The sequence below is a fragment of the Shinella sp. M31 genome (assembly GCF_049199205.1).
In the GTDB taxonomy this organism is placed as follows: domain Bacteria; phylum Pseudomonadota; class Alphaproteobacteria; order Rhizobiales; family Rhizobiaceae; genus Shinella.
On the sequence record NZ_JBLZPH010000138.1, the window covers coordinates 43,380 to 62,280 of the forward strand.

General features: G+C 63.6%; 16 protein-coding genes and 1 tRNA gene. 11 read left to right on the top strand and 6 right to left on the bottom strand.

The window, feature by feature from the left end:
• The first annotated feature begins 261 nt into the window (after positions 1-261).
• From ACOZKU_RS21900 to ACOZKU_RS21920, 5 genes are all read left to right on the top strand, one after another.
• Positions 262-335, top strand: a tRNA-Gly gene (locus ACOZKU_RS21900).
• Between the two features lie 223 nt (positions 336-558).
• The gene (locus ACOZKU_RS21905) at positions 559-1,305 is read left to right on the top strand and encodes a transporter substrate-binding domain-containing protein (RefSeq protein ID WP_314090165.1); all 747 of its coding nucleotides are present in this window, start codon (positions 559-561) and stop codon (positions 1,303-1,305) included.
• Positions 1,306-1,451: 146 nt separating this feature from the next.
• Positions 1,452-3,107 carry an amino acid ABC transporter permease gene (locus tag ACOZKU_RS21910; protein WP_421580670.1) on the top strand — a complete coding sequence of 552 codons (1,656 nt, stop codon included), beginning with the start codon at positions 1,452-1,454 and terminating at the stop codon, positions 3,105-3,107.
• A 16-nt stretch (positions 3,108-3,123) separates the two neighbouring features.
• Positions 3,124-3,771 (top strand): SDR family oxidoreductase, encoded by a 648-nt coding sequence (locus tag ACOZKU_RS21915; protein WP_421580707.1) that lies wholly within the window; start codon positions 3,124-3,126, stop codon positions 3,769-3,771.
• A gap of 94 nt (positions 3,772-3,865) precedes the next feature.
• Positions 3,866-5,884: a beta-galactosidase gene (locus tag ACOZKU_RS21920; protein ID WP_421580671.1), complete on the top strand. Its 2,019-nt coding sequence runs from the start codon at positions 3,866-3,868 to the stop codon at positions 5,882-5,884.
• Positions 5,885-5,905: 21 nt separating this feature from the next.
• Here the strand turns inward: ACOZKU_RS21920 and ACOZKU_RS21925 are convergent, their stop codons facing one another.
• Positions 5,906-7,858 carry a glycosyltransferase family 2 protein gene (locus ACOZKU_RS21925; RefSeq protein ID WP_421580672.1) on the bottom strand — a complete coding sequence of 651 codons (1,953 nt, stop codon included), beginning with the start codon at positions 7,856-7,858 and terminating at the stop codon, positions 5,906-5,908.
• Between the two features lie 57 nt (positions 7,859-7,915).
• Between ACOZKU_RS21925 and ACOZKU_RS21930 the strand changes: the two genes are divergently transcribed.
• On the top strand, positions 7,916-8,797 hold the full coding sequence (locus tag ACOZKU_RS21930) for a transporter substrate-binding domain-containing protein (protein ID WP_421580673.1): 882 nt from the start codon (positions 7,916-7,918) through the stop codon (positions 8,795-8,797).
• A 10-nt stretch (positions 8,798-8,807) separates the two neighbouring features.
• Here the strand turns inward: ACOZKU_RS21930 and ACOZKU_RS21935 are convergent, their stop codons facing one another.
• Together ACOZKU_RS21935 and ACOZKU_RS21940 are read right to left on the bottom strand one after the other, a co-directional pair.
• Positions 8,808-9,464 carry a helix-turn-helix transcriptional regulator gene (locus ACOZKU_RS21935; RefSeq protein WP_314090155.1) on the bottom strand — a complete coding sequence of 219 codons (657 nt, stop codon included), beginning with the start codon at positions 9,462-9,464 and terminating at the stop codon, positions 8,808-8,810.
• A 94-nt stretch (positions 9,465-9,558) separates the two neighbouring features.
• Positions 9,559-10,464, bottom strand: a complete 906-nt coding sequence (locus ACOZKU_RS21940; protein ID WP_421580674.1) for a DMT family transporter — start codon at positions 10,462-10,464, stop codon at positions 9,559-9,561.
• 187 nt (positions 10,465-10,651) lie between these two features.
• On the opposite strand from ACOZKU_RS21940, the gene ACOZKU_RS21945 reads away from it, so the two are divergent.
• The 4 genes from ACOZKU_RS21945 to ACOZKU_RS21960 all read left to right on the top strand — a co-directional run bounded on the left by ACOZKU_RS21945 (position 10,652) and on the right by ACOZKU_RS21960 (position 14,683).
• Complete coding sequence (locus ACOZKU_RS21945) at positions 10,652-11,542, top strand: DMT family transporter (RefSeq protein ID WP_421580675.1); 891 nt, start codon at positions 10,652-10,654, stop codon at positions 11,540-11,542.
• 109 nt (positions 11,543-11,651) lie between these two features.
• Positions 11,652-13,148, top strand: coding sequence for a sensor histidine kinase (locus ACOZKU_RS21950; protein WP_421580676.1), 1,497 nt, complete (start codon positions 11,652-11,654; stop codon positions 13,146-13,148).
• Complete coding sequence (locus ACOZKU_RS21955) at positions 13,145-13,591, top strand: response regulator (RefSeq protein WP_314090144.1); 447 nt, start codon at positions 13,145-13,147, stop codon at positions 13,589-13,591. Before ACOZKU_RS21950 ends, ACOZKU_RS21955 begins: the two co-directional genes overlap by 4 nt.
• Positions 13,592-13,627: 36 nt before the next feature.
• Positions 13,628-14,683 carry a sensor histidine kinase gene (locus tag ACOZKU_RS21960; RefSeq protein WP_421580677.1) on the top strand — a complete coding sequence of 352 codons (1,056 nt, stop codon included), beginning with the start codon at positions 13,628-13,630 and terminating at the stop codon, positions 14,681-14,683.
• A gap of 658 nt (positions 14,684-15,341) precedes the next feature.
• Here the strand turns inward: ACOZKU_RS21960 and ACOZKU_RS21965 are convergent.
• Positions 15,342-15,518, bottom strand: a complete 177-nt coding sequence (locus tag ACOZKU_RS21965) for a hypothetical protein (RefSeq protein ID WP_244760111.1) — start codon at positions 15,516-15,518, stop codon at positions 15,342-15,344.
• A gap of 182 nt (positions 15,519-15,700) precedes the next feature.
• On the opposite strand from ACOZKU_RS21965, the gene ACOZKU_RS21970 reads away from it, so the two are divergent.
• Positions 15,701-16,126 (top strand): sulfocyanin-like copper-binding protein, encoded by a 426-nt coding sequence (locus tag ACOZKU_RS21970; protein WP_421580678.1) that lies wholly within the window; start codon positions 15,701-15,703, stop codon positions 16,124-16,126.
• Between the two features lie 89 nt (positions 16,127-16,215).
• Here the strand turns inward: ACOZKU_RS21970 and rpsU are convergent, their stop codons facing one another.
• A complete protein-coding gene (gene rpsU, locus ACOZKU_RS21975; RefSeq protein ID WP_314090132.1) occupies positions 16,216-16,452 on the bottom strand; it encodes a 30S ribosomal protein S21 in 237 nt (78 codons plus the stop codon).
• Between the two features lie 234 nt (positions 16,453-16,686).
• Positions 16,687-18,894, bottom strand: a complete 2,208-nt coding sequence (locus ACOZKU_RS21980) for an FAD-dependent oxidoreductase (protein ID WP_421580679.1) — start codon at positions 18,892-18,894, stop codon at positions 16,687-16,689.
• Between the last annotated feature and the right edge of the window lie 7 nt (positions 18,895-18,901).

Consider the following 18,901-nt stretch of genomic DNA (forward strand, 5'->3'; position numbering starts at 1 on the left):
GGCATTCGCTGATGTCATTGCGATGTGCGACCTTATGGGGGTGTGGTTCAGTAACGAACTCGTGCCGTGTTGGGGGGGCTTGAGGATTGTTCAGAGCACATAATCAAGGGCTGCGAAGATACTCAACGTAATCCGGGATATTGCTGAGGTGTGATAAAGCAGCAAAAGGTTTAGCCACGTTGAAAACCCGTAAACCCCGCACACCCTTCCGCTTGACACACCCCGTGAACTGTTGAATGACTGCGGCCTCGGCGCTGCCCTGCGGGTATGATGTAATGGTAGCCTGTCAGCTTCCCAAGCTGAACGCGCGGGTTCGATTCCCGCTACCCGCTCCAGCCGTCTGACGTGATTTTCCGTTGAATTTCCTGCTTTTGCTCCACTTTCGGCAGCCTGTTGCGTCGCGTCAAGACTCCTCAATAAAAACGTTTATATTTCTTATTGAAAACGTTTATATTCCTTGTTACGGTTCCGTCAGAATGGTGGGGCGGTCGTGCGCCTGCCGGGAGATTTGTCGAGTGCCGCCAGTTCAGGGCGGTGCCGATGGTTGAGGAGGAAGAGATGAGGAAATTCGTTGCGACTTTGGCGCTGGCCGTTCTTGCGGCGGGCGGCGTTCATGCGGCCGATCTGGGCGGCAAGCTTCTGAAGGTCGGGTCCGACACGACGTCGCCGCCGATGGAGAGCGTGGATCCGGCGAGCGGCCAGATCGTCGGCTTCGATGTCGATGTGGTCAACGCCATCTGCGCCAAGATCAATTGCCAAGCCGAATTCGTGACGACGGGCTGGGACGGCATCTTCGCCGCGCTTGATCAGGGCAATTTCGATCTCGTCGCCTCCGGTGTCTCGATCACCGAAGAGCGCAAGAAGGCGATGGATTTCTCCGATCCCTATATCGTCAACAGCCAGGCCGTGCTGACGCGCGCCGAGGACCAGGGCATCACGCTGGAAAAGTTCAAGGCCGAGGGCCGCAAGCTCTCCGCCCAGGCGAATACGACGGATGCGCAGGTCGCGGAGGGCGTCGTCGGCAAGGAAAACGTCGCAGCCTATGACAGCTTCAGCGCCGCCATCATCGCGCTCAAGAACAAAGACGTCGACGGCGTCGTGATCAACGGCGCCAATGCCGCCGCCTATGAGCGCGAATTCGCCGGCGAACTCGTCGCCTCGATCAAGGATCTCGAATCCGACCCGCTCGGCCTCGTCTTCCGCAAGGGCGACGAGAATATCGCCGCCTTCAACGAAGGCCTGAAGGCGATCAAGGACGATGGCACGCTCGACACGCTCGTCGCCAAATATTGGGGCCTTAAGTAATCTCTTCGCCGGAGGCGCTTTGCTGGCGCTTCCGGCGGTTCTTTCCATATCCAGATGGTTCCGGCGGGTTTCGCGTCGGAGCTGAAAAGCAGTTGAGAGGGCATCGCCGCCTTGGGGCGCATGACGCCCTGGCGCCGGAGGCCGCAATGTCGTTCGTCAGAAGCGTGAGACCCAGCAACCTGGTGATCCTGGCCGCGCTGCCCTTCATCGTCTATCTGTTCGCCTCCTCGCCGGATTATCAGCGCTCGCTGCGCGCGATCCTCGGCATCGAGCTGGGTTCTGGTACCTTCGTGCCGGGCTTCCTGCTTCTGGCCGTTGCCTTTTCCGCCGGCTTCGCCGTGCTTGTCCTTTCGCGCCTCAAGGCGGCCCGCCCGCGGCTAACGCTCGCCGCCGGGCTCGTCGGGCTGCTCGCGACGGCGGCGATCCTGGCCGGCGATCTCGTGCACCCCTTCATTGCCTCGGTGGTGGCCAACGGCGTCGATTCCTTCAAGTCCGATCTCGTCGTCAAGGGCGCAACACCACGACAGCTGACGGAGGCCGCCGATCTCATGGTGCGCGGCGTGGAGGCTTGGCTGTGGCCGGCCTATGCCGTGCTGCTGCTGGCCGGTCTTGGCCTCACCTTTGCCGGCAGCCGCGCGCCGGCGCCGTCGGAAAGTCCGGCGGGCCGGGCAGGGGCTTGGATCCTCGGTACCGTCAATGGTGCCGGCCTCGTCTTCGTCTTCCTCTTCGCCCATCTCGCCTTCGCATCGGGTCTCGCCACGACCATCCGCGCGGCGATCGCCGCCTATATTCTCGCGGCCATTCTCGGCCTCGTCTGGGTCGGACTTTTGAAGCTGCGCTATTCGCGCAAGAGCCTGTTGCTCTTCGTGGCCATGAGTGTGCTGTTTGCCGCGCTCTCGGCATGGTTCCTGCTGCAGCCGCGCGACAGCTATGTTCTGGCCGGCACGCTGGAGGGCAAGATCGGCATCGTCACCAACACGCCGGCCGGCCTGATCAGCGCCGTGCGCTTCGGCCAGTACGAGGGCGGCCCAACGACGGAGACGCCGGTGCGCACCTTCGTCACGCCACAACAGGCAATCGAGATCGTCGCGAAGAAGGAGGACGTCAGCGGTGCGCTGCTGCCGGCCGCCGCCGTGCCCGCCGATTGGCCGCGCCTCTGGCAGGTCGAAGCGCTGAACGACCGCGACCGGGCAGCGGGCATCACCTTCGCCGTCGTCGCCATCGCGCTCGGCCTTTTGACGCTCGGCGGCTTCCTGCATGGCCGCCATCCGCTGTCCATCGGCTCGGAATTCATCGTCGATACGATCCGTGGCATCCCGATGCTCGTCATCGTGCTCTATGTCGGCCTGCCGCTGTCGGGCGCCCTGAAGGACGCGACGGCCGGCGTCTTCGATCCGCCGAACCTCGTGCGCGGCATCGTCGCCATGGCGATCGCCTATTCCGCCTATCTCGCGGAAATCTTCCGCTCGGGCATCAATGCCATTCCGGCTGGCCAGATCGAGGCGGCGGGAAGCCTCGGACTCAACCGCTGGCAGACGGCGCGGCTCGTCATCCTGCCGCAGGCCTTCCGCATCGTCATTCCGCCGCTGGGCAATGAGCTGATCGCTATCCTGAAGGACACGTCGCTGCTGTCGATCCTGTCGATCCGCGATATCACGCAGCGCATGCGCGAGTTCCAGTCGGCGAGTTTCCTGCCGTTCGCGCCCTATAATTCGGCGGCCATCCTCTACATCCTGCTGACGCTGGCGGCCGCAAGCCTCGTCAGCCTGATCGAGAAGAAATATGACGTCAAACACCGCTGAGAACCTTGCCGGCACCGTGTTGATCACCGGCGCCGGGCGCGGCCTCGGCCGCACGCTTGCCGAGCTCTATGCGGCGGCCGGCTGGCGCGTCATCCGCTGCATGCGGCAGGCGATAGACGGTGCATTGCCGCTCGATGTGGCGGATGCCGGCTCCATCGCGGCACTTGGCGAAACGCTCGCCGGCCAGCCGATCGATATCGTCATCAACAACGCCGCGATCCGCGGCGATACCGGCGGCCTTTCGTCTCTGGAGGCGGGCGATTTCCTCGAGGTCATGCGTATCAATGCGCTGGCTCCGCTGCTGATTGCCCGCGCACTTCAGCCGAACCTCGCGGCCGGCAGGCGCAAGGTGCTCGTCAATATCAGCAGCCGTGCCGGTTCGCTGGCTGAGGGCACGCTCGATGATGACGATGGCGACTATGCCTATCGTTGCTCCAAGGCGGCGCTCAACATGGCGACGGTCAAGCTCGCTCAGGATTTCGCCCGCGACGGCATCGCCGTCATCTCGCTGCACCCCGGCTGGGTGCGCACCGATATGGGTGGCGACGAGGCGGCGATCGACGTCGGCGTCAGTGCGGCAGGGCTGAAGGCGCTGATCGACGGCACGACGATGGCGCAGAGCGGCGGTTTTCGCGCCTATGACGGCCGGACGGTGGCGTGGTGAAGGCCCGCCGCAAGACGAACAATTGAAGCGATAGACAATCGCAATCGTAACGATGGCGGCGTCCCGGGCGCCGTGGATGACAAGGATACCGCACGTGCATAAGCCGCTGACCAGACAGAACCGCTTCGACGCCGCCCGCAAGGATGCCGGCATGCTGGAGCTCGGCGTCTGCTATTATCCGGAACAGTGGCCACGCGAAAAATGGGACGAGGACGCCCGTCGCATGGTGGAGCTCGGGCTTGCATGGGTGCGCATCGGCGAATTCGCCTGGTCGCATATCGAGCCGCAGTCCGGTATCTTTCAATGGGAATGGATGGACGAGGCGGTCGAGGTGCTCGGCTGCGCCGGCCTCAAGGTCATCCTGGGAACGCCCACCGCCGCGCCGCCGAAATGGCTGGTCGATCGTTACCCGGATATCCTGCCGGTCGATGCGCGCGGCGTGGTGCGCAAGTTCGGTGCGCGCCGGCACTATTGCTTCTCCAGCCGCCGCTACCGCGTGGAGGCCGCCCGCATCACCGAGGTCTTGGTGCGCCGCTATGGCGAGAACCCTTTCGTGCACGCCTGGCAGACGGACAACGAATACGGCGATCACGATACGATCCACAGCTATTCCGACGAGGCGAAGCTGGCGTTCCGCGAATGGCTGGCCGCCCGCTATGGCACGGTCGAGGCGATGAACCGTGCCTGGGGCACGCAATTCTGGAGCATGCATTACAACAGCTTCGATGAGGTGGACCTGCCCAACAACCTCGTCGAGGAGCCGACGCCGACCCATCTCGTCGATTACTACCGCTTCTCGTCGGATCAGGTGAAGAGCTTCAACAAGGCGCAGGTGGATATCATCCGCCGGCATTCGCCGGGCCGTTCGGTCACGCACAATTTCATGAACCAGAACACCGACTTCGATCACTACAAGGTCGGTGAGGATATCGATATCGCCTCCTGGGATGTCTATCCGATGGGCGGCTTGATCAACGGCCGGCTGAGCGACGAGGAGAAGGCCCGCTATCTGCGCGTCGGCGATCCCGACCAGACGGCCTTCAACCACGACATCTACCGCGCCGTCGGCAAGGGCCGCGTCTGGGTGATGGAGCAGCAGCCGGGGCCGGTGAACTGGGCTGCGCACAACCAGTCCCCGGCCGACGGCATGGTGCGGCTGTGGACCTGGCTCGCCTATGCGCACGGCGTCGACATGGTCTCCTATTTCCGCTGGCGTCAGGCGCCTTTCGCGCAGGAACAGTTCCATGCCGGCCTGCTCCTGCCGAACAGCGAGGTGGATCAGGGTTATCTGGAAGTCGCGCAGGTGACCGAGGAAATGACACGCCTGCCCGAGGGCGAGGCGCGTGAAAAGGCCGAGGTTGCCATCGTGCTCGATTACGAGTCGCGCTTTGCCGCCCGCGCCCTGCCGCAGGGCCAGGGTTATGCCGCCTCGGCGATCGCCCTCGACTGGTATTCCGCCATCGCCCGCCTCGGTGTGGATGTCGATGTCATCGGCCAGCATGCCGATCTCTCCGGCTACAAGCTGGTCGTCGCGCCCGATCTCGTCATTCCCGATGCGGCGTTCATCGCCCGTCTCAAGGCCTCCGGTGCGAAGGCACTGTTCGGCCCGCGCAGCGGCAGCAAGACGCGCGACATGCACATTCCCGCCGACCTGCCGCCCGGCCCGCTTGCCGATCTCCTGGATTTCCGTGTGACACGCGTCGAATCGCTGCCCGAATATCACAGTGAACCAGTACTCTACGGCAATACCAGCCACGCGGTGACGGGCTGGCGGGAACTCATCCGCACGACCGAAACGGTGCTCGCGACCTTCGAGGGTGAGCATCGCCAAGGCTCACCCGCGATCATCGGCAATGCGAAGGCGCGCTATGTCGGCACGCTGCCGCGCGGCGAATTCCTGTCGAAGCTGATGGGCGACACGCTCGGCTGGGCGGATGTCAAAGGCCTGCCGGACCTTGGTGACCTGCGCCTTGCCCGGCGCGGCAAGCTGCATTTCGCCTTCAATTACGGCAGCACGCCAGCATCGGTGCCCGCCTCGCCGACCGCGGATTTCCTGGTGGGCGGCCGGGAGCTTGCCCCCGTCGATGTGGCGATCTGGACGCAGACGCCCTGATCCGGCCCTGAGCCGGGAGCTCTACCCGGTTTCCGCAACCGTCCCGGCGCTCGCCGTCGTCTGTGCCGGGCGGTGTGCGGTCTTGTTCCAGAAGAACGGATTGCTGCGCAATTCCCGCACGGCGCGCCAGGCGGCAAGTGACATCAGCAGCCAATAGGCGGGCGTCATCGCCCAGCGACGACCGGTTGCCGGTCGTTCATCCGGTGTCATTCCGGCTCGGCCGAGCGCCACGAAGATCGCGTAGCTGCCGAAGATATTGATGATGTCCACGGTGAAAAGGACCAGTTTGAAACCCTCGGTGACATGGGCGGATTGGCCGAAAAGCTCCCACGCGATCATGCCGACATAAAAGATCAGCAGCGGATGGGCGAGCGAGGAGAGGATCAGCCCGCCGATCAGCACCTGGAAGACGAAACACGGCCAGAGGCCCATGTCGCGCACCAGCTGCGAGGGCCGCCGCATCAGCACCAGCCAGGTCTGCAACCAGCCCTTGAACCAGCGTGTCCGCTGTCCTAGCCATGCGGATGCGGTCGTCGGTGCCTCCTCATAGGTCGGCCGATTGATCGTGCCGCAGCGATAACCCAGCCGATAGAGCCGCATGCCGAGATCGGCATCTTCGGTGACATTGTACGGATCCCAGCCACCGACATCCTGAAGCACGCGGGTACGAAAATGGTTCGAGGTGCCGCCGAGCGGCATCGGCAGGCGAGCTGCGGCAAGGCGCGGCAGCAGGACACGGAACAATCCGGCATATTCGAAGGCGAAGAGGGCGCTCAGCCAGCTTTCGCGCGCATTGGTAATGATGAGCGGTGCCTGCAGGCAGGCGATGTCGGGCGCGGCGGCTTCGAAACTGCGCCAGGCTTCCTCCAGTTGCAGCGGATCGACCCGATCCTCCGCATCGTAGATGACGAGATAGGTGCCGCGTGCGGCCCCCAGCGCGTAGGACAGCGCCTTTGGCTTGGTGCGCGGATGGCCCGGCGGCACGGCGACGATTTCATAATGCCGGCCAAGCCGCATGGCCCCAAGCGCTGCCAGCGTTGCCTCGTCATCCGCCTCGCAGATCAGTTTGATATCGAGGCAGGCGGTGGGCCAGGCGAGCTTATCCAACGTCTCGATCAGCTGCGGCACCACCGCCGCTTCCCGATAGAGCGCCACGAAGATCGAATAGACCGGCCGCGGTCCGGCGGGTGGCGTCAGGTTGAGCGCGCCACCGCGCTGTTGCCGTCGCTCTGCGACAAGCGCAACGAGGCGGACGAGAAAGGCGGCGAAAAAGAGGAGGGTGAGCACGATGTGCAGAAGAAGCGAGGCGATGACAGGTTCCGTGATAGCCAGTGCCAGAAGGGTGGTCAGAACCGTGCCGACGTAAAAGCCCTGCCGGCCCCAAAGGGTGATGCGGGCGCTTGCTTCCGGCAGGGTGCCGAACAGCCTGTCGACTGTCTCGCGCAGGCGCCGCATGCGGCCGGCCTGCCAGAGTGCCGTGCGCAGTGCGGACGGTGTCGTCGCCGCCAGCATGGTGCGCAGCATCGGCGAAAGCTCGAGCCGCTCACGGAAGGATTCGATCCGGTCGGCGCTCGGCACGATCGCGGTAACGGGAGGTCGGGCAGGGTGGCGAAGCCGGATGATGCTCGGGTCCACCAGCTGGCTGTCGGCGCCGGGCAGGTCTTCCACCTGCGCGGGATCCAGCTGCCGGAGAAAGGGAAGGCGCAGGATCTCGGCGAGCGCCTCGTAGTAGATATCCTCCGCGAGCACACCGCTCGCCAGCATTTCCGCCTCCAGCGTCGTGCCATGCCTGTTGGCCCGAACCAGCATGGCGGAGATCAGCGTTTTCGACAGGCCAAGCCGCCGGAAGAGCCGGGCTTCCGCCATTAGCCGGGGCGGGACATGCGGCTCTTCGGTCGGATGAGCGAGGCCTACCGGCCGGATGCCGATTGCGGTGGCGAAAGCGATGTCGTCGGGATATTCTGCCAGTCGCATGCAGCCAGCGCTGCCGCGTGAGCGGCTGCGTCCCCGTTAAACCCCAAGTTGATTGTAATGTGGAATAAAGCAATTTCATCCTTAAAAATCTACGGGTTTTTTACGCTCTGCCTGTTGATGGGGGCGGTGAGCCCGACGGCAGCTTCCGCCCAGGACAAACCGTCGGTCGATCTGCCGATCCTGTTCGACACGCGCGAGCGCATCGCAAAGCCCGATCTTTCCGGCATCGTGCGCCTGCGCTTCCTCACGACCGTCGACTTTCCGCCCTTCAACTTCATCGACCAGACCGGCAAACTTGCCGGCTTCCATGTCGATCTGGTGCGCGAAATTTGCCGTGAGCTGGCGCTGATGGACAAATGCCAGATCCAGGCGGTGACCTTTCCCGAGCTGGAGAAGGCACTGGTCGACGGCAATGGCGAGGCCGTAGCGGCAGGCGTTGCCGTCACGGCGGATCTGCGCACGCGGTTTGCATTTTCGCGCCCTTTCATGCGCCTGCCGGCGCGTTTTGCCGTGGCGAAGAAAGCTCCGCCATCCGGCGAGACGGCCGCAGCGCTGGACGGAAAGCGGGTCGGCGTGGTGGCAGGCAGCGCGCATGAGGCGATGCTGAAGGCCTTCTTCCCCCGCATACAGGCGGAGGCGCTTGCCGATCGCACGGCGCTCCTGGCCGCGCTCAAGGACGGCAAGGTGGATGCGGTGTTTTCCGACGGCATGCAGCTTGCCTTCTGGACGAACGGCACGGAATCGGCCGGCTGCTGTCGGCTCTTCGACGGTCCCTATCTGTCGGAACAGTTTCTCGGCGAAGGGCTGACGATCATGCTGCGCAAGGAAGATGCCGCTCTTGCCACGGCGGTCGATCATGCGCTGCTGGCGCTGTCGCGCAATGGCCGCCTGCAAGAGATTTATCTGCGCTACTTCCCGGTCAATCTTTACGGCGGCTGATTGCGGCCGCTTACTGACTTGCCCAAATGATGCGGGCGATCCAGTCGACTTCGTCGATATCGAAGCTGCGGTTCGGATGCTCGGGATTGAGCGAGACGAGATCGATCGTGCGCGGCGTCTGGCGATGCAGGACCTTGGCCATGACCTCGCCCTCGCGCGTCTTGACCACGACGCGGTCACCCCGGCGCACCTGCGCGCCGGGCTCGACGATCAGCACGTCGCCATCCCGATAGAGCGGCATCATGCTGTCGCCTTGCACTTCCAGCGCATAGACGCCGGCCTTGCGATCCGGCGAGGCGGGAAATTCCACCACGTCCCATCCCTGGCCGGCCGGAAAGCCGCCATCGTCAAAGAAACCGCCGGCACCGGCCTGCGCGAAGCCGAGCAGCGGAATGCTGCCGGCCTGCGGCGGAAAGGTGCCCTGCGGCAGCGCGAAATCGCGCGCCGTGCTGGCGAGGAATTCGTCGATCGAGGTGCCCGTCGCGTCAAGCACCTTTGCGATCGATTCCGTCGAGGGCCAGCGCTGGCGGCCATCCACCCCCTGGCGCTTGGATTTGTTGAAGGATGTCGGATCCAGCCCGGCGCGGCGCGCAAGGCCGGACGGCGAGAGCCGGTTGCGCTCGGCAAGGGCGTCGATCGCTGCCCAGATCCGGTCGTGGGAGAACATGCTTGAGAACCCTGCCAAGGCGGCGGACCGGCTTCTGCCGGTCCGATTGACCGGAAGCATAGCGAAGGTGGGATGCGGAGTAAAGGAAAAAGGATTATTTTCCTTTCCGGTTTGTCCCCGCATTTTCCGCAGCGCGGCGGCGGGCGACGACGCTTTCGCGCCAGATGGTGAAGATGCCGGCCCCCATGACGATGGCCGAACCGACGACCATGTTGAGGCTCAGCGTTTCGCCGAAGACGGTGGAGCCGATGACGGCGGCCAGCACCACCTGGAGATAGGTGAGCGGCTGGACGGCGGCGGCATCCAGCAGGTCGTAGGCACGAATGAGGAAATAATGGCTCGATATGCCAGTCACGCAGAGAAGCGCCATCCAGAGCCAGTCGACGGGTGCAAAATTGGTCCAGAAAAACGGGCCGACCAGCGAGATCGCGGCGGCGCCGGCCACACCGGTATAAAAGAAGCTCGTCGATGCGGCGTCGTCCCGGCTGACGAGACGGGTCGTGATGACATAGACCGCAAAGGACAGCGCCCCGGCGAGGGGCAGGAGCACGCTCATATCGAAGCCTTCGCTGCCGGGCTTCACGATGATCAGCACGCCGCAGAGCCCGACGCCGATCGCCAGCCAGCGCCGCCAGCCGACCCGCTCGCCCAAGAGCGGCATGGAGAGCAGGGCGACGAAGATCGGTCCCGAGGCGAGGATCGCCTGCGAATGCGCAAGACCCACGGTGCTGAAGGCCGTGATGACGACGACGATCTGGGCGGCCAGCAGCACGCCGCGCAGGATTTGCAGCGGCAGCCGTTTCGTTGCCGCCGCCGCCTTCAAACCGCCGGGGCTGCGCATGCCGAGCGCGATCGCGAAAGCCCCGAAGGCCCAAAAGCGCAACATGGCGATGAAGACAGGCGGATAGGCGCTGCCGAGATGTTTCGAGATCGCATCCTGCAGGCTGAAGATCACGATCGCCAGCAGGGTGAAGACGTAGCCGAGTCGTTTGGAATCCATGATGCCCCGCGCATATACCCGGTGCACCGCGCTTGCACGCTGAAACTTATCATACCCTGGATATTTCCAGGTGGGATGCGAGAATTAAGAAAAATTTCCTGCCCCCTGAATTCCCGCCACTTTCGCCGGTTCGCCGGGCGCGCTATCAAGAAGAACGCGGCTCTGCTCCGCGTCCGAGGTTCCTTCCGTGCACAAGACCGTCTCTTCCGGCATTCTGCTGACGTCCTTCGCCTATTTCCTGTTTTCCCTTCAGGATGCGTCGGTCAAATGGCTCGTCGTGGCCCTGCCGGTCTGGCAGATTCTTTTCGTGCGCAGCGTCACGATTTTTGGTCTCAGTCTTGCCATCGGCGGGCGGAAGATCATCCGGGAGGCCCGCACCTCGCCGGTCTTGAAGCCGCTCTTCCTGCGCAATCTGCTGCTGCTCGCCGCCTGGCTCAGCTACTATACCGCCGCGCGCGATCTCGGGCTCGCGGAGCTCACCACACTCTACTATGCCTCGCCCGTCGTCATGACGATCCTTTCGGTGCCGGTTCTCGGCGAAAAGGTGCCGGGCTACCGCTGGCTTGCCGTGGTCATCGGTTTCGTCGGCGTGGTCGTCGCCTGCGGCATCGCGGCGAAAGGGCTCACGTTGTCGCTCCCGGTCTATCTGGCGCTGCAAGCGGCCATCTTCTGGGCCGTCGCCACGGTGCTTTTGCGCAAGACGGCGCTGCATGAGCGCACCCAGGTTCAGGTGACGATCTCCAGCGGCTTCTTCCTGCTTTTCACCGCCTTTGCCATTCCCTTCGTCTGGCAGCCGGTTTCCGCGATCGACCTTCTGCTGATGGCCGGCACGGGGATTCTGGCCGGCATCGGCCAGTTCGCCCTTTTCGAAGGCATGCGCCGTGCCCCCGTTTCGGTGCTGGCACCGTTCGAATATACCTCGCTCGTCTGGGCCTTCGCGCTCGGTTATCTCATCTGGAGCGACGTGCCGGGCTCGAACGTCTTCGCGGGCGCCGCCCTCATTTTCTCCGCCGGCATGATCATCATTGCCCGCGAGCAGCTGGGCGGACGGTTCCGCGTCCGCGCTGGCGGGGGTTAAGTCGCGATACAACCAAAAGAATTCCGATTTTTTCGGTGTCGATTGGTTGCATAGGCTTACTATCTCGATATTGTCGCGATCCTTCAGATGGCTTGAACCGGGGTGTGGAATGCCGATATCGAACGCCGCCTTCGTGCGCTCGACAGTGATCCTGTTCGCCGCAGGCATGATTGCGTTGCTCGGCATCGTCGGCACGTCGCTTTGGCTCGTCGACAAGGTGCAGACCTATTTTGCCGAACTGGTCGAGGTGCGCGAGGTGCGCAGCTCTGCGTCCGACCTGCTGTCGACCCTCAAAGATGCCGAAACCGGCCAGCGCGGTTTCGTCATCACCGGCGAGGCAACCTTCCGCAAGCCCTATGACGAGGCGCTTATGGCAGTTGCCGAGCGGCAGAGGACGCTCGAGGAAAAATCGGCGAAGTTCGAGCACTACGCACGGCGCAGCCCCGATATCAGACGGCTCGTTTCGGAAAAACTCGTCGAGCTCGCGGAGACGGTCGAGGCCGTGGAGCAGGGCCGCACGGCCGACGCAGTCGCGCAGGTCAAGACCGATCGCGGCCGCATCCTCATGGATCAGCTTCGCGAGCAGCTTGGCGCCATCATGGCGGATGCCGACCAACGCCTTCAGGTCGGTATCGTCGATACGCTGTGGTCGGCCGGCGCGCTGCAATGGACCACGGTCATCGGTGCCATCGCCATCATCGGCGTGCTCGGCGGCGCGGTTCTCGTCGTCGCGCAATATACCCGCGATATCATGCTGGCGCGCCGCGAGGTCGAGACGCTGAACGCCACGCTGGAACGGCGGGTGGATGAGCGCACCGAGGAGCTGATCCGCGCCAATCAGGAAGTGCAGCGCTTCGCCTATATCGTCACCCACGACCTGCGCGCTCCGCTGGTCAACATCATGGGCTTCACCAGCGAATTGCAGGCGTCACTCTCTTCCATTCAGACCTATGTTCTGGCCGACGGCAAGCCGCCGAGTTCGGACGATATTCTCGAAGCGCGCCGCGCCGCATCGGAAGACCTGCCGGAGGCGATCGGGTTCATCCGCTCTTCCACCAAGAAGATGGACGGCCTGATCAACGCCATCCTGAAGATCTCGCGCGACGGGCGCCGTGAGTTGAAGATCGAGCGCGTCGATCTCAAGGCCTTGGTCGAGATGGGGGCTGCGGCCGTCAATCATCAGGTCGGCGAATCCGACGGGGTGATCACCATCGGCAACAATCTGCCAACGGTCATTTCCGACCGGCTGTCGCTGGAACAGGTCTTCGGCAACCTCTTCGACAATGCCATCAAATACCAGACGCCCGGTCGTCCGCTGCGCATTTCCGTCACCGCGCGCAATAACGGACGCGCTGGGTCCATCATCGAGTTTGCCGACAACGGCCGCGGCATCGCGCCTGAAGACCATGAGCGGGTCTTCGAGCTGTTTCGCCGCTCCGGCACGCAGGACAAACCCGGCGAAGGCATCGGTCTTGCGCATGTTCGTTCACTGATGCGCAATCTCGGTGGTGATATCGTCGTCAAATCCGCACTCGGGGAAGGCACGACGTTTGTTCTGCGTCTGCCGCCCGACCTCAGCAAAGTAGTCAGGAGTATGCAGGCATGAACGGATTGGGTAAGGAAGTTACCATCGTGATGATCGAGGACGATGAAGGCCATGCGCGCCTCATCGAGAAGAATATCCGCCGCGCGGGGGTGCACAACGAGGTCGTGCCCTTCACCAACGGCACGGACGCGCTCGATTTCGTGCTCGGCAAGGATCGCTCGGGCCTCGTCAGCGCCGGCAAGTTCATCCTGATCCTGCTCGATCTCAACCTTCCCGACATGTCGGGCATCGATATCCTGCAGAAGATCAAGACCAACACCCACACCAAGCGCCTGCCGGTGGTGATCCTCACCACCACGGACGACGAGCGGGAAATCCAGCGCTGCTACGATCTCGGCGCGAATGTCTACATCACCAAGCCGGTCGAATATGAGAGCTTTGCGCATGCGATCCGCCAGCTCGGCCTGTTCTTCTCCGTGATCCAGATCCCCGAGACGCAGTAAATGCCCGAGACCAAGTACATGCCCGAGACCAAGTAAATGAAGGACGGCCCGATCCGCATCCTCTATATCGATGACGACCCGATCCTCGCCCGGCTTGCCGAGCGGGCGCTCGGCCGTCTCGGCTACGAGGTACGGCATGCCGAGGATATCGAGCGCGGCCGCGTGCTTCTCGCCGAGGGCGGCGCGGACGCCGTTGTGCTCGACCATTTCCTGAAATCGGGCACTGGCCTGTCCTTCCTCAAGGAGCTTGCCGATGCGCCGGATGCCGTTCCGGTCGTCTATGTCACCGGCTCGAACGACGCGCAGGTCGCCGTCGAGGCGCTGAAGGCGGGCGCGGCGGATTATGTCATCAAATCCGTCGGCGACGATTTCATGCCGCTGCTCGCCAATGCGCTGGGCCAGGCGCTGGAAAATGCCGAGCTGAAGCGCGCCAAGCTGCGTGCCGACCAGGAGATCCGCGCCGCCAAGGAGCGCGCCGAAGTGCTGCTCGCCGAGGTGAACCACCGCGTCGGCAATTCGCTGGCGCTGGCCGCCGCCCTGATCCGCCTGCAGATGTCGAGCGCCTCGAACGAGGCGGTCAAGGAGGCGCTGTCGGAAACGCAGGCGCGCATCACCGCGATCGCCGGCATCCACCGGCGGCTCTATACGTCGGAAGACGTGCGCCATGTCGATATGGGCGCCTATCTCGGCACGCTGCTCTCCGAACTCGATACGTCCTTGCAGAGCCAGGGACGCAATGTACGCCTCAACCGGTCGCTGGAGCCGCTGCATGTCCCGACGGACCGTGCCGTCTCGCTCGGCGTCATCGTGACGGAACTCGTCACCAACGCCTTCAAATATGCCTATGGCGAGTCCGGCGGCGAGGTCCGCGTCGGTTTCACCCGGCTCGATTCCGACAATGCGCTGCTCTTCGTCGAGGATGACGGTATCGGCTGGCGTGGCGAAGGCCCGGTGCGCGGCACCGGCCTGGGTACCAAGATCATCGGCGCCATGGCCTCGAGCCTCGGCGCCAAGCTCGATTACGCCAGCCGTGCCGCCGGCACGCGGGCGGAATTGCTGGTGCGGATGACCGACACAGCCCGGCCGGCATAGGTCGATATCCCCATTTCCGTCGATCATTCCTGCACCACCGCCCACGCGGCGGATGTCCGCCCGTGGGTTTCAAAGAGCATTCCGGACGGGGCGCTGAGAGCTGCCTCGACTGAAATAATGTAGGTGGCACCTTTCAGCGCCCCGTTTAGCGGTTTTTGCCCGCGACTCCGGTCCCTCTGCAAAGGCCGGAATGGCGGATGTTACTCGTCGGTTTCCGGGCGGGAACAGGCCGGCGATCCCGACGGAAGACTTTCGCCTTCCGACCTGTTCCCACCCGGCGGACGATGCCGACGCATCCGCCAGTCCCGGCCCCCTTGCGTGCCGCACAGGCACATCCGGCGCGCCATTTGGGGCATGAAGCGAAAGGGTCGGTCCGACACCCCGTCGCTTCCCCCATGTCGCCGGAGGGAGACCATTTTCCGCAGGCCCGGTGCGTGAGGTCTTGCGTCTCTTCCCCACACCCCGCGCCGATCCCGCCTCGCTGCCACGCCTGGCAGTGTATCCGCGGCGGGATGGGAGGATTGTAGACAGGTTCGCAGGGCGGGGAAAATCGAGGCTGGAAGCGGGGATAAACCGAGAGGGTTTGCCGTGCGGCAAACGGCAAAAGACCCGGATGCAGGGGAACATCCGGGCCTTCGGGGAGGTCAGTATGGGTCGCTTAGCGGCAGACCTTGATGCGCTTGATGACGACATTGCCGTAGTAGTCGTAGGACTTGATCTTCTTGATGAAGCAGGTCGGCTGGTAGTCGTAGCTGTAGTAGCCGGCCTGCGAGGGGGCCGCAAACGAGACGGCGGCGACGAGGGCAACGGTGGCGGAAACGATGAACTTGCGCATGGGGTCTCTCCTGATCGGTTAAGGATGAGCCTCTCTCATCCGGTGATCTGAAGGTCTCATATCCCCACGTGCGGCGCTGTTTCCGATGAACAGGTCTCTGCCGATCCTGCTTTCCCGCCGTTCAGCCAAGTGTCAGCGATGCGCTCTAGCGAATATGCAGGCTTTGAAGAAAGGTTCACGCCATGACATATCGCATCGCCACGCTTGCAGCCCTTACCGCCATCTGCCTCAGCGCCCCGGCCTTTGCCGCGACAACCATCAAGGTGGTCGAGGGCGGGGAAGGCGGGGGACCGATGACACTTTCGCTCGACCAGTCGACGGTCAGGGCCGGCGATGTCGTCTTCGCCGTGCACAATGATGCGGTCAGCGAGGCGCACGAGATGGTGCTGGTCCGGCTGAAGACGGCGAACGCGGAGGTTCCCGTGATCGCCGCGAAGCATCGTGTGGATGAAAAGGCGCTGAAAAGCCTCGGCGAGGTCTCGGACCTGAAGCCGGGGGCGGATGGAACGCTGAAAGCCAAGCTGAAGGCCGGCACCTATCTGCTGCTCTGCAACATCAAGGGCCACTACGAAGCCGGCATGCATGCAAAATTGACGGTGACGAAGTAGGCCGAACCGGCGGGCCGCTCATTGGGCGGCGTGGTGCGCCTGGTTTTACCGGCAAGGGCAGGCCGGGCAATCGCCCGGCCGCAAAAGGTTTAGCGCGGGCGCACTGCCTTCTTAGGCGCAGGCAGCAGGCCTTCGCGCTGCATCTGCTTGCGTGCAAGCTTGCGCTGGCGGCGGATGGCTTCAGCCTTCTCGCGTGCCCGCTTTTCCGACGGCTTTTCAAAAGCGCTGCGCGCCTTCATTTCGCGGAAAACGCCTTCGCGCTGCAATTTCTTCTTCAGGACGCGAAGCGCCTGTTCGACGTTGTTATCTCTGACGAGAACCTGCAATGGATGTCCTTTCTGTCGCGGCTTCGGGCCGCATTGATAGCCGAAAATAAAAATCCGTGAAGCCTACTATCACTTCCCGTCGCGAATGTTCAGTCATTTTCGCGCAAAAGCTGATTTTCCTGCGCAGGAGGCCGTTTTTCGCCGCACGGCCCTGGTATTCCGGTGTTTCGGCAGGCCTGGAAACGATAAGAGGCGGCCGGAAGGCCGCCTCTTGCCTGTCTGTGATGCCTGGATTCAGGCTGCCTTCTTCGTTTCCGGTGCAAAACGGCTGTAGAAGGTCTCGCCCTTGGCGGCCATGTCCTTGAGCAGCGCCGTCGGCTGGAAGTGGCTGCCGTATTGGGCGGCGAGCTTCTCGCAGAGCGCGACGAAGGTCTTCACGCCCATGCCGTCGATGTAGGACAGCGTGCCGCCGGTATAGGGGGCGAAGCCGAAGCCGAGGATGGAGCCGACGTCAGCCTCGCGCGGATCGGTGACGATGCCCTCTTCCATGGTGCGGGCGGCCTCCAGCGCGATGGTGACGAGGAGGCGCTGCTTGATGACGGTGATATCGACATCGTCGGGCTTCTGCTGCGGGTACATGTCTTTCAGGCCGGGCCACAGCTTCTTCTTCGCCGGCTTCGGCGGATAGTCGTAAAAACCCTTGCCGGCCTTTCGGCCGAGGCGGCCTTCGCCTTCCACCATCTTGGTGACCAGCTCCATGTGGCGCGGATCGACCGATTGCGGGCCGAGATCGGCGATGGAGGCCTTGAAGATCTTGTAGGAAAGATCGACGGCGACCTCGTCGTTGAGCGACAGCGGGCCGACCGGCATGCCGGCCATCTTGGCGGCATTCTCGATCATCGCCGCCGGCACGCCCTCGATCAGCATGTCATAGGCTTCGGCCATGTAGCGGAAGACGCAGCGGTTGACGTAGAAGCCGCGCGTGTCGTTGACGACGATCGGCGTCTTCTTGATGGCGGCGACGTAATCCAGCGCGGTGGCGAGCGCGGTGTCGCCCGTCTCCTTGCCCAGGATGACTTCGACCAGCATCATCTTGTCGACCGGCGAGAAGAAGTGGATGCCGATGAATTTTTCCGGGCGCCTGGAGTTCTTGGCCAGCCCCGTGATCGGCAGGGTGGACGTGTTGGAGGCGAAGATGGCGTCCTCGCGCAGCACGGCCTCGATCTTTTCCGTGACCTCCTTCTTGACGGTGCGGTCCTCGAAGACGGCCTCGATGACGAGGTCGGCATCGGCAAGGCTCGCATAGTCGGGCGTCGGCGTGATGAGGGAGAGCAGCTTTTCGCCCTCCTCCTTGGTCATGCGGCCCTTGCCGATGGCGCCGGTGACGAGGCCCTCAGAATGCGCCTTGCCCTTGTCGGCGGCTTCCTGATCGCGGTCGATGAGCACGACCGGGATGCCCGCGGCGGCCGTCACATAGGCGATGGAGGCGCCCATGAAGCCGGCGCCGACGACGGCGACCTTCTTGAACTCAGCCTTGGGAATGCCGGCCGGGCGGCGGGCACCCTTGCCGAGCTCCTGCATGGAGATGAAAAGCGACCGGATCATCGAGAAGGCTTCGGTCGTCTGGAGGATGTGCGTGAAGTAGCGCTGCTCGATCTTCAGGCCCGTCTCGAAGGGAACCTGAAGACCTTCATAGACGCATTTCAGGATGGCGAGCGCACCCGGGTAGTTGCCCGACGTTTCGCGGCGCAGGATGGCAGGGGCGGCCGGCCAGAGCTGGGCCGCGGCCGGGGTCCAGATACCGCCGCCGGGGGCCTTGAAGCCCTTTTCGTCCCAGGGCTGGACGGGCTTCAGGCCGTCCTTGATCATCTGCTTGGCGGCGGGGATGAGCTGGTCGGGCTCGACGACCTGATGCACGAGGTTCATCGCCTTGGCGCGGGCGGCCGTGAGCGACGAGCCGGTCGTCATCATCTGCAGCGCGTCCTGCGCATTGGCGAGGCGCGGCACGCGCTGGGTGCCGCCGGCGCCGGGGAAGATGCCGACCTTGACCTCGGGCAGGGCGATCTTGACCGACTTGGCATTCGAGGCGACGCGGCCATGGCAGGCCAGCGACATTTCGAAGGCGCCCCCCATGCAGGTTCCGTTGATGGCGGAAACCCAGGGCTTGCCGCAGGTTTCGAGCTTGCGGAACAGCCAGGTCATGCGGCCGGTGGCGTCGAACAGCTTCTGCACGGCGGTGGCGGGATCGGCCGCTTGCGCGTCCTTCAGGAGGTCGAAGCTCGCCTTGATCATCGAGAGATCGGCACCGCCAGAGAAGGAGGACTTGCCCGACGTGATGACGGCGCCCTTAATGGCACTATCGGTCACGACCTGATCGATGATCTTGTCGAGTTCGTCCATCACCTCCACGGTGAAGACGTTCATCGACTTGCCGGGCATGTCCCAGGTGACCAGCGCGATGCCGTCGGCGTCGGTCTCGATGGTGAAATTCTTGTAGCTCATGATGGGA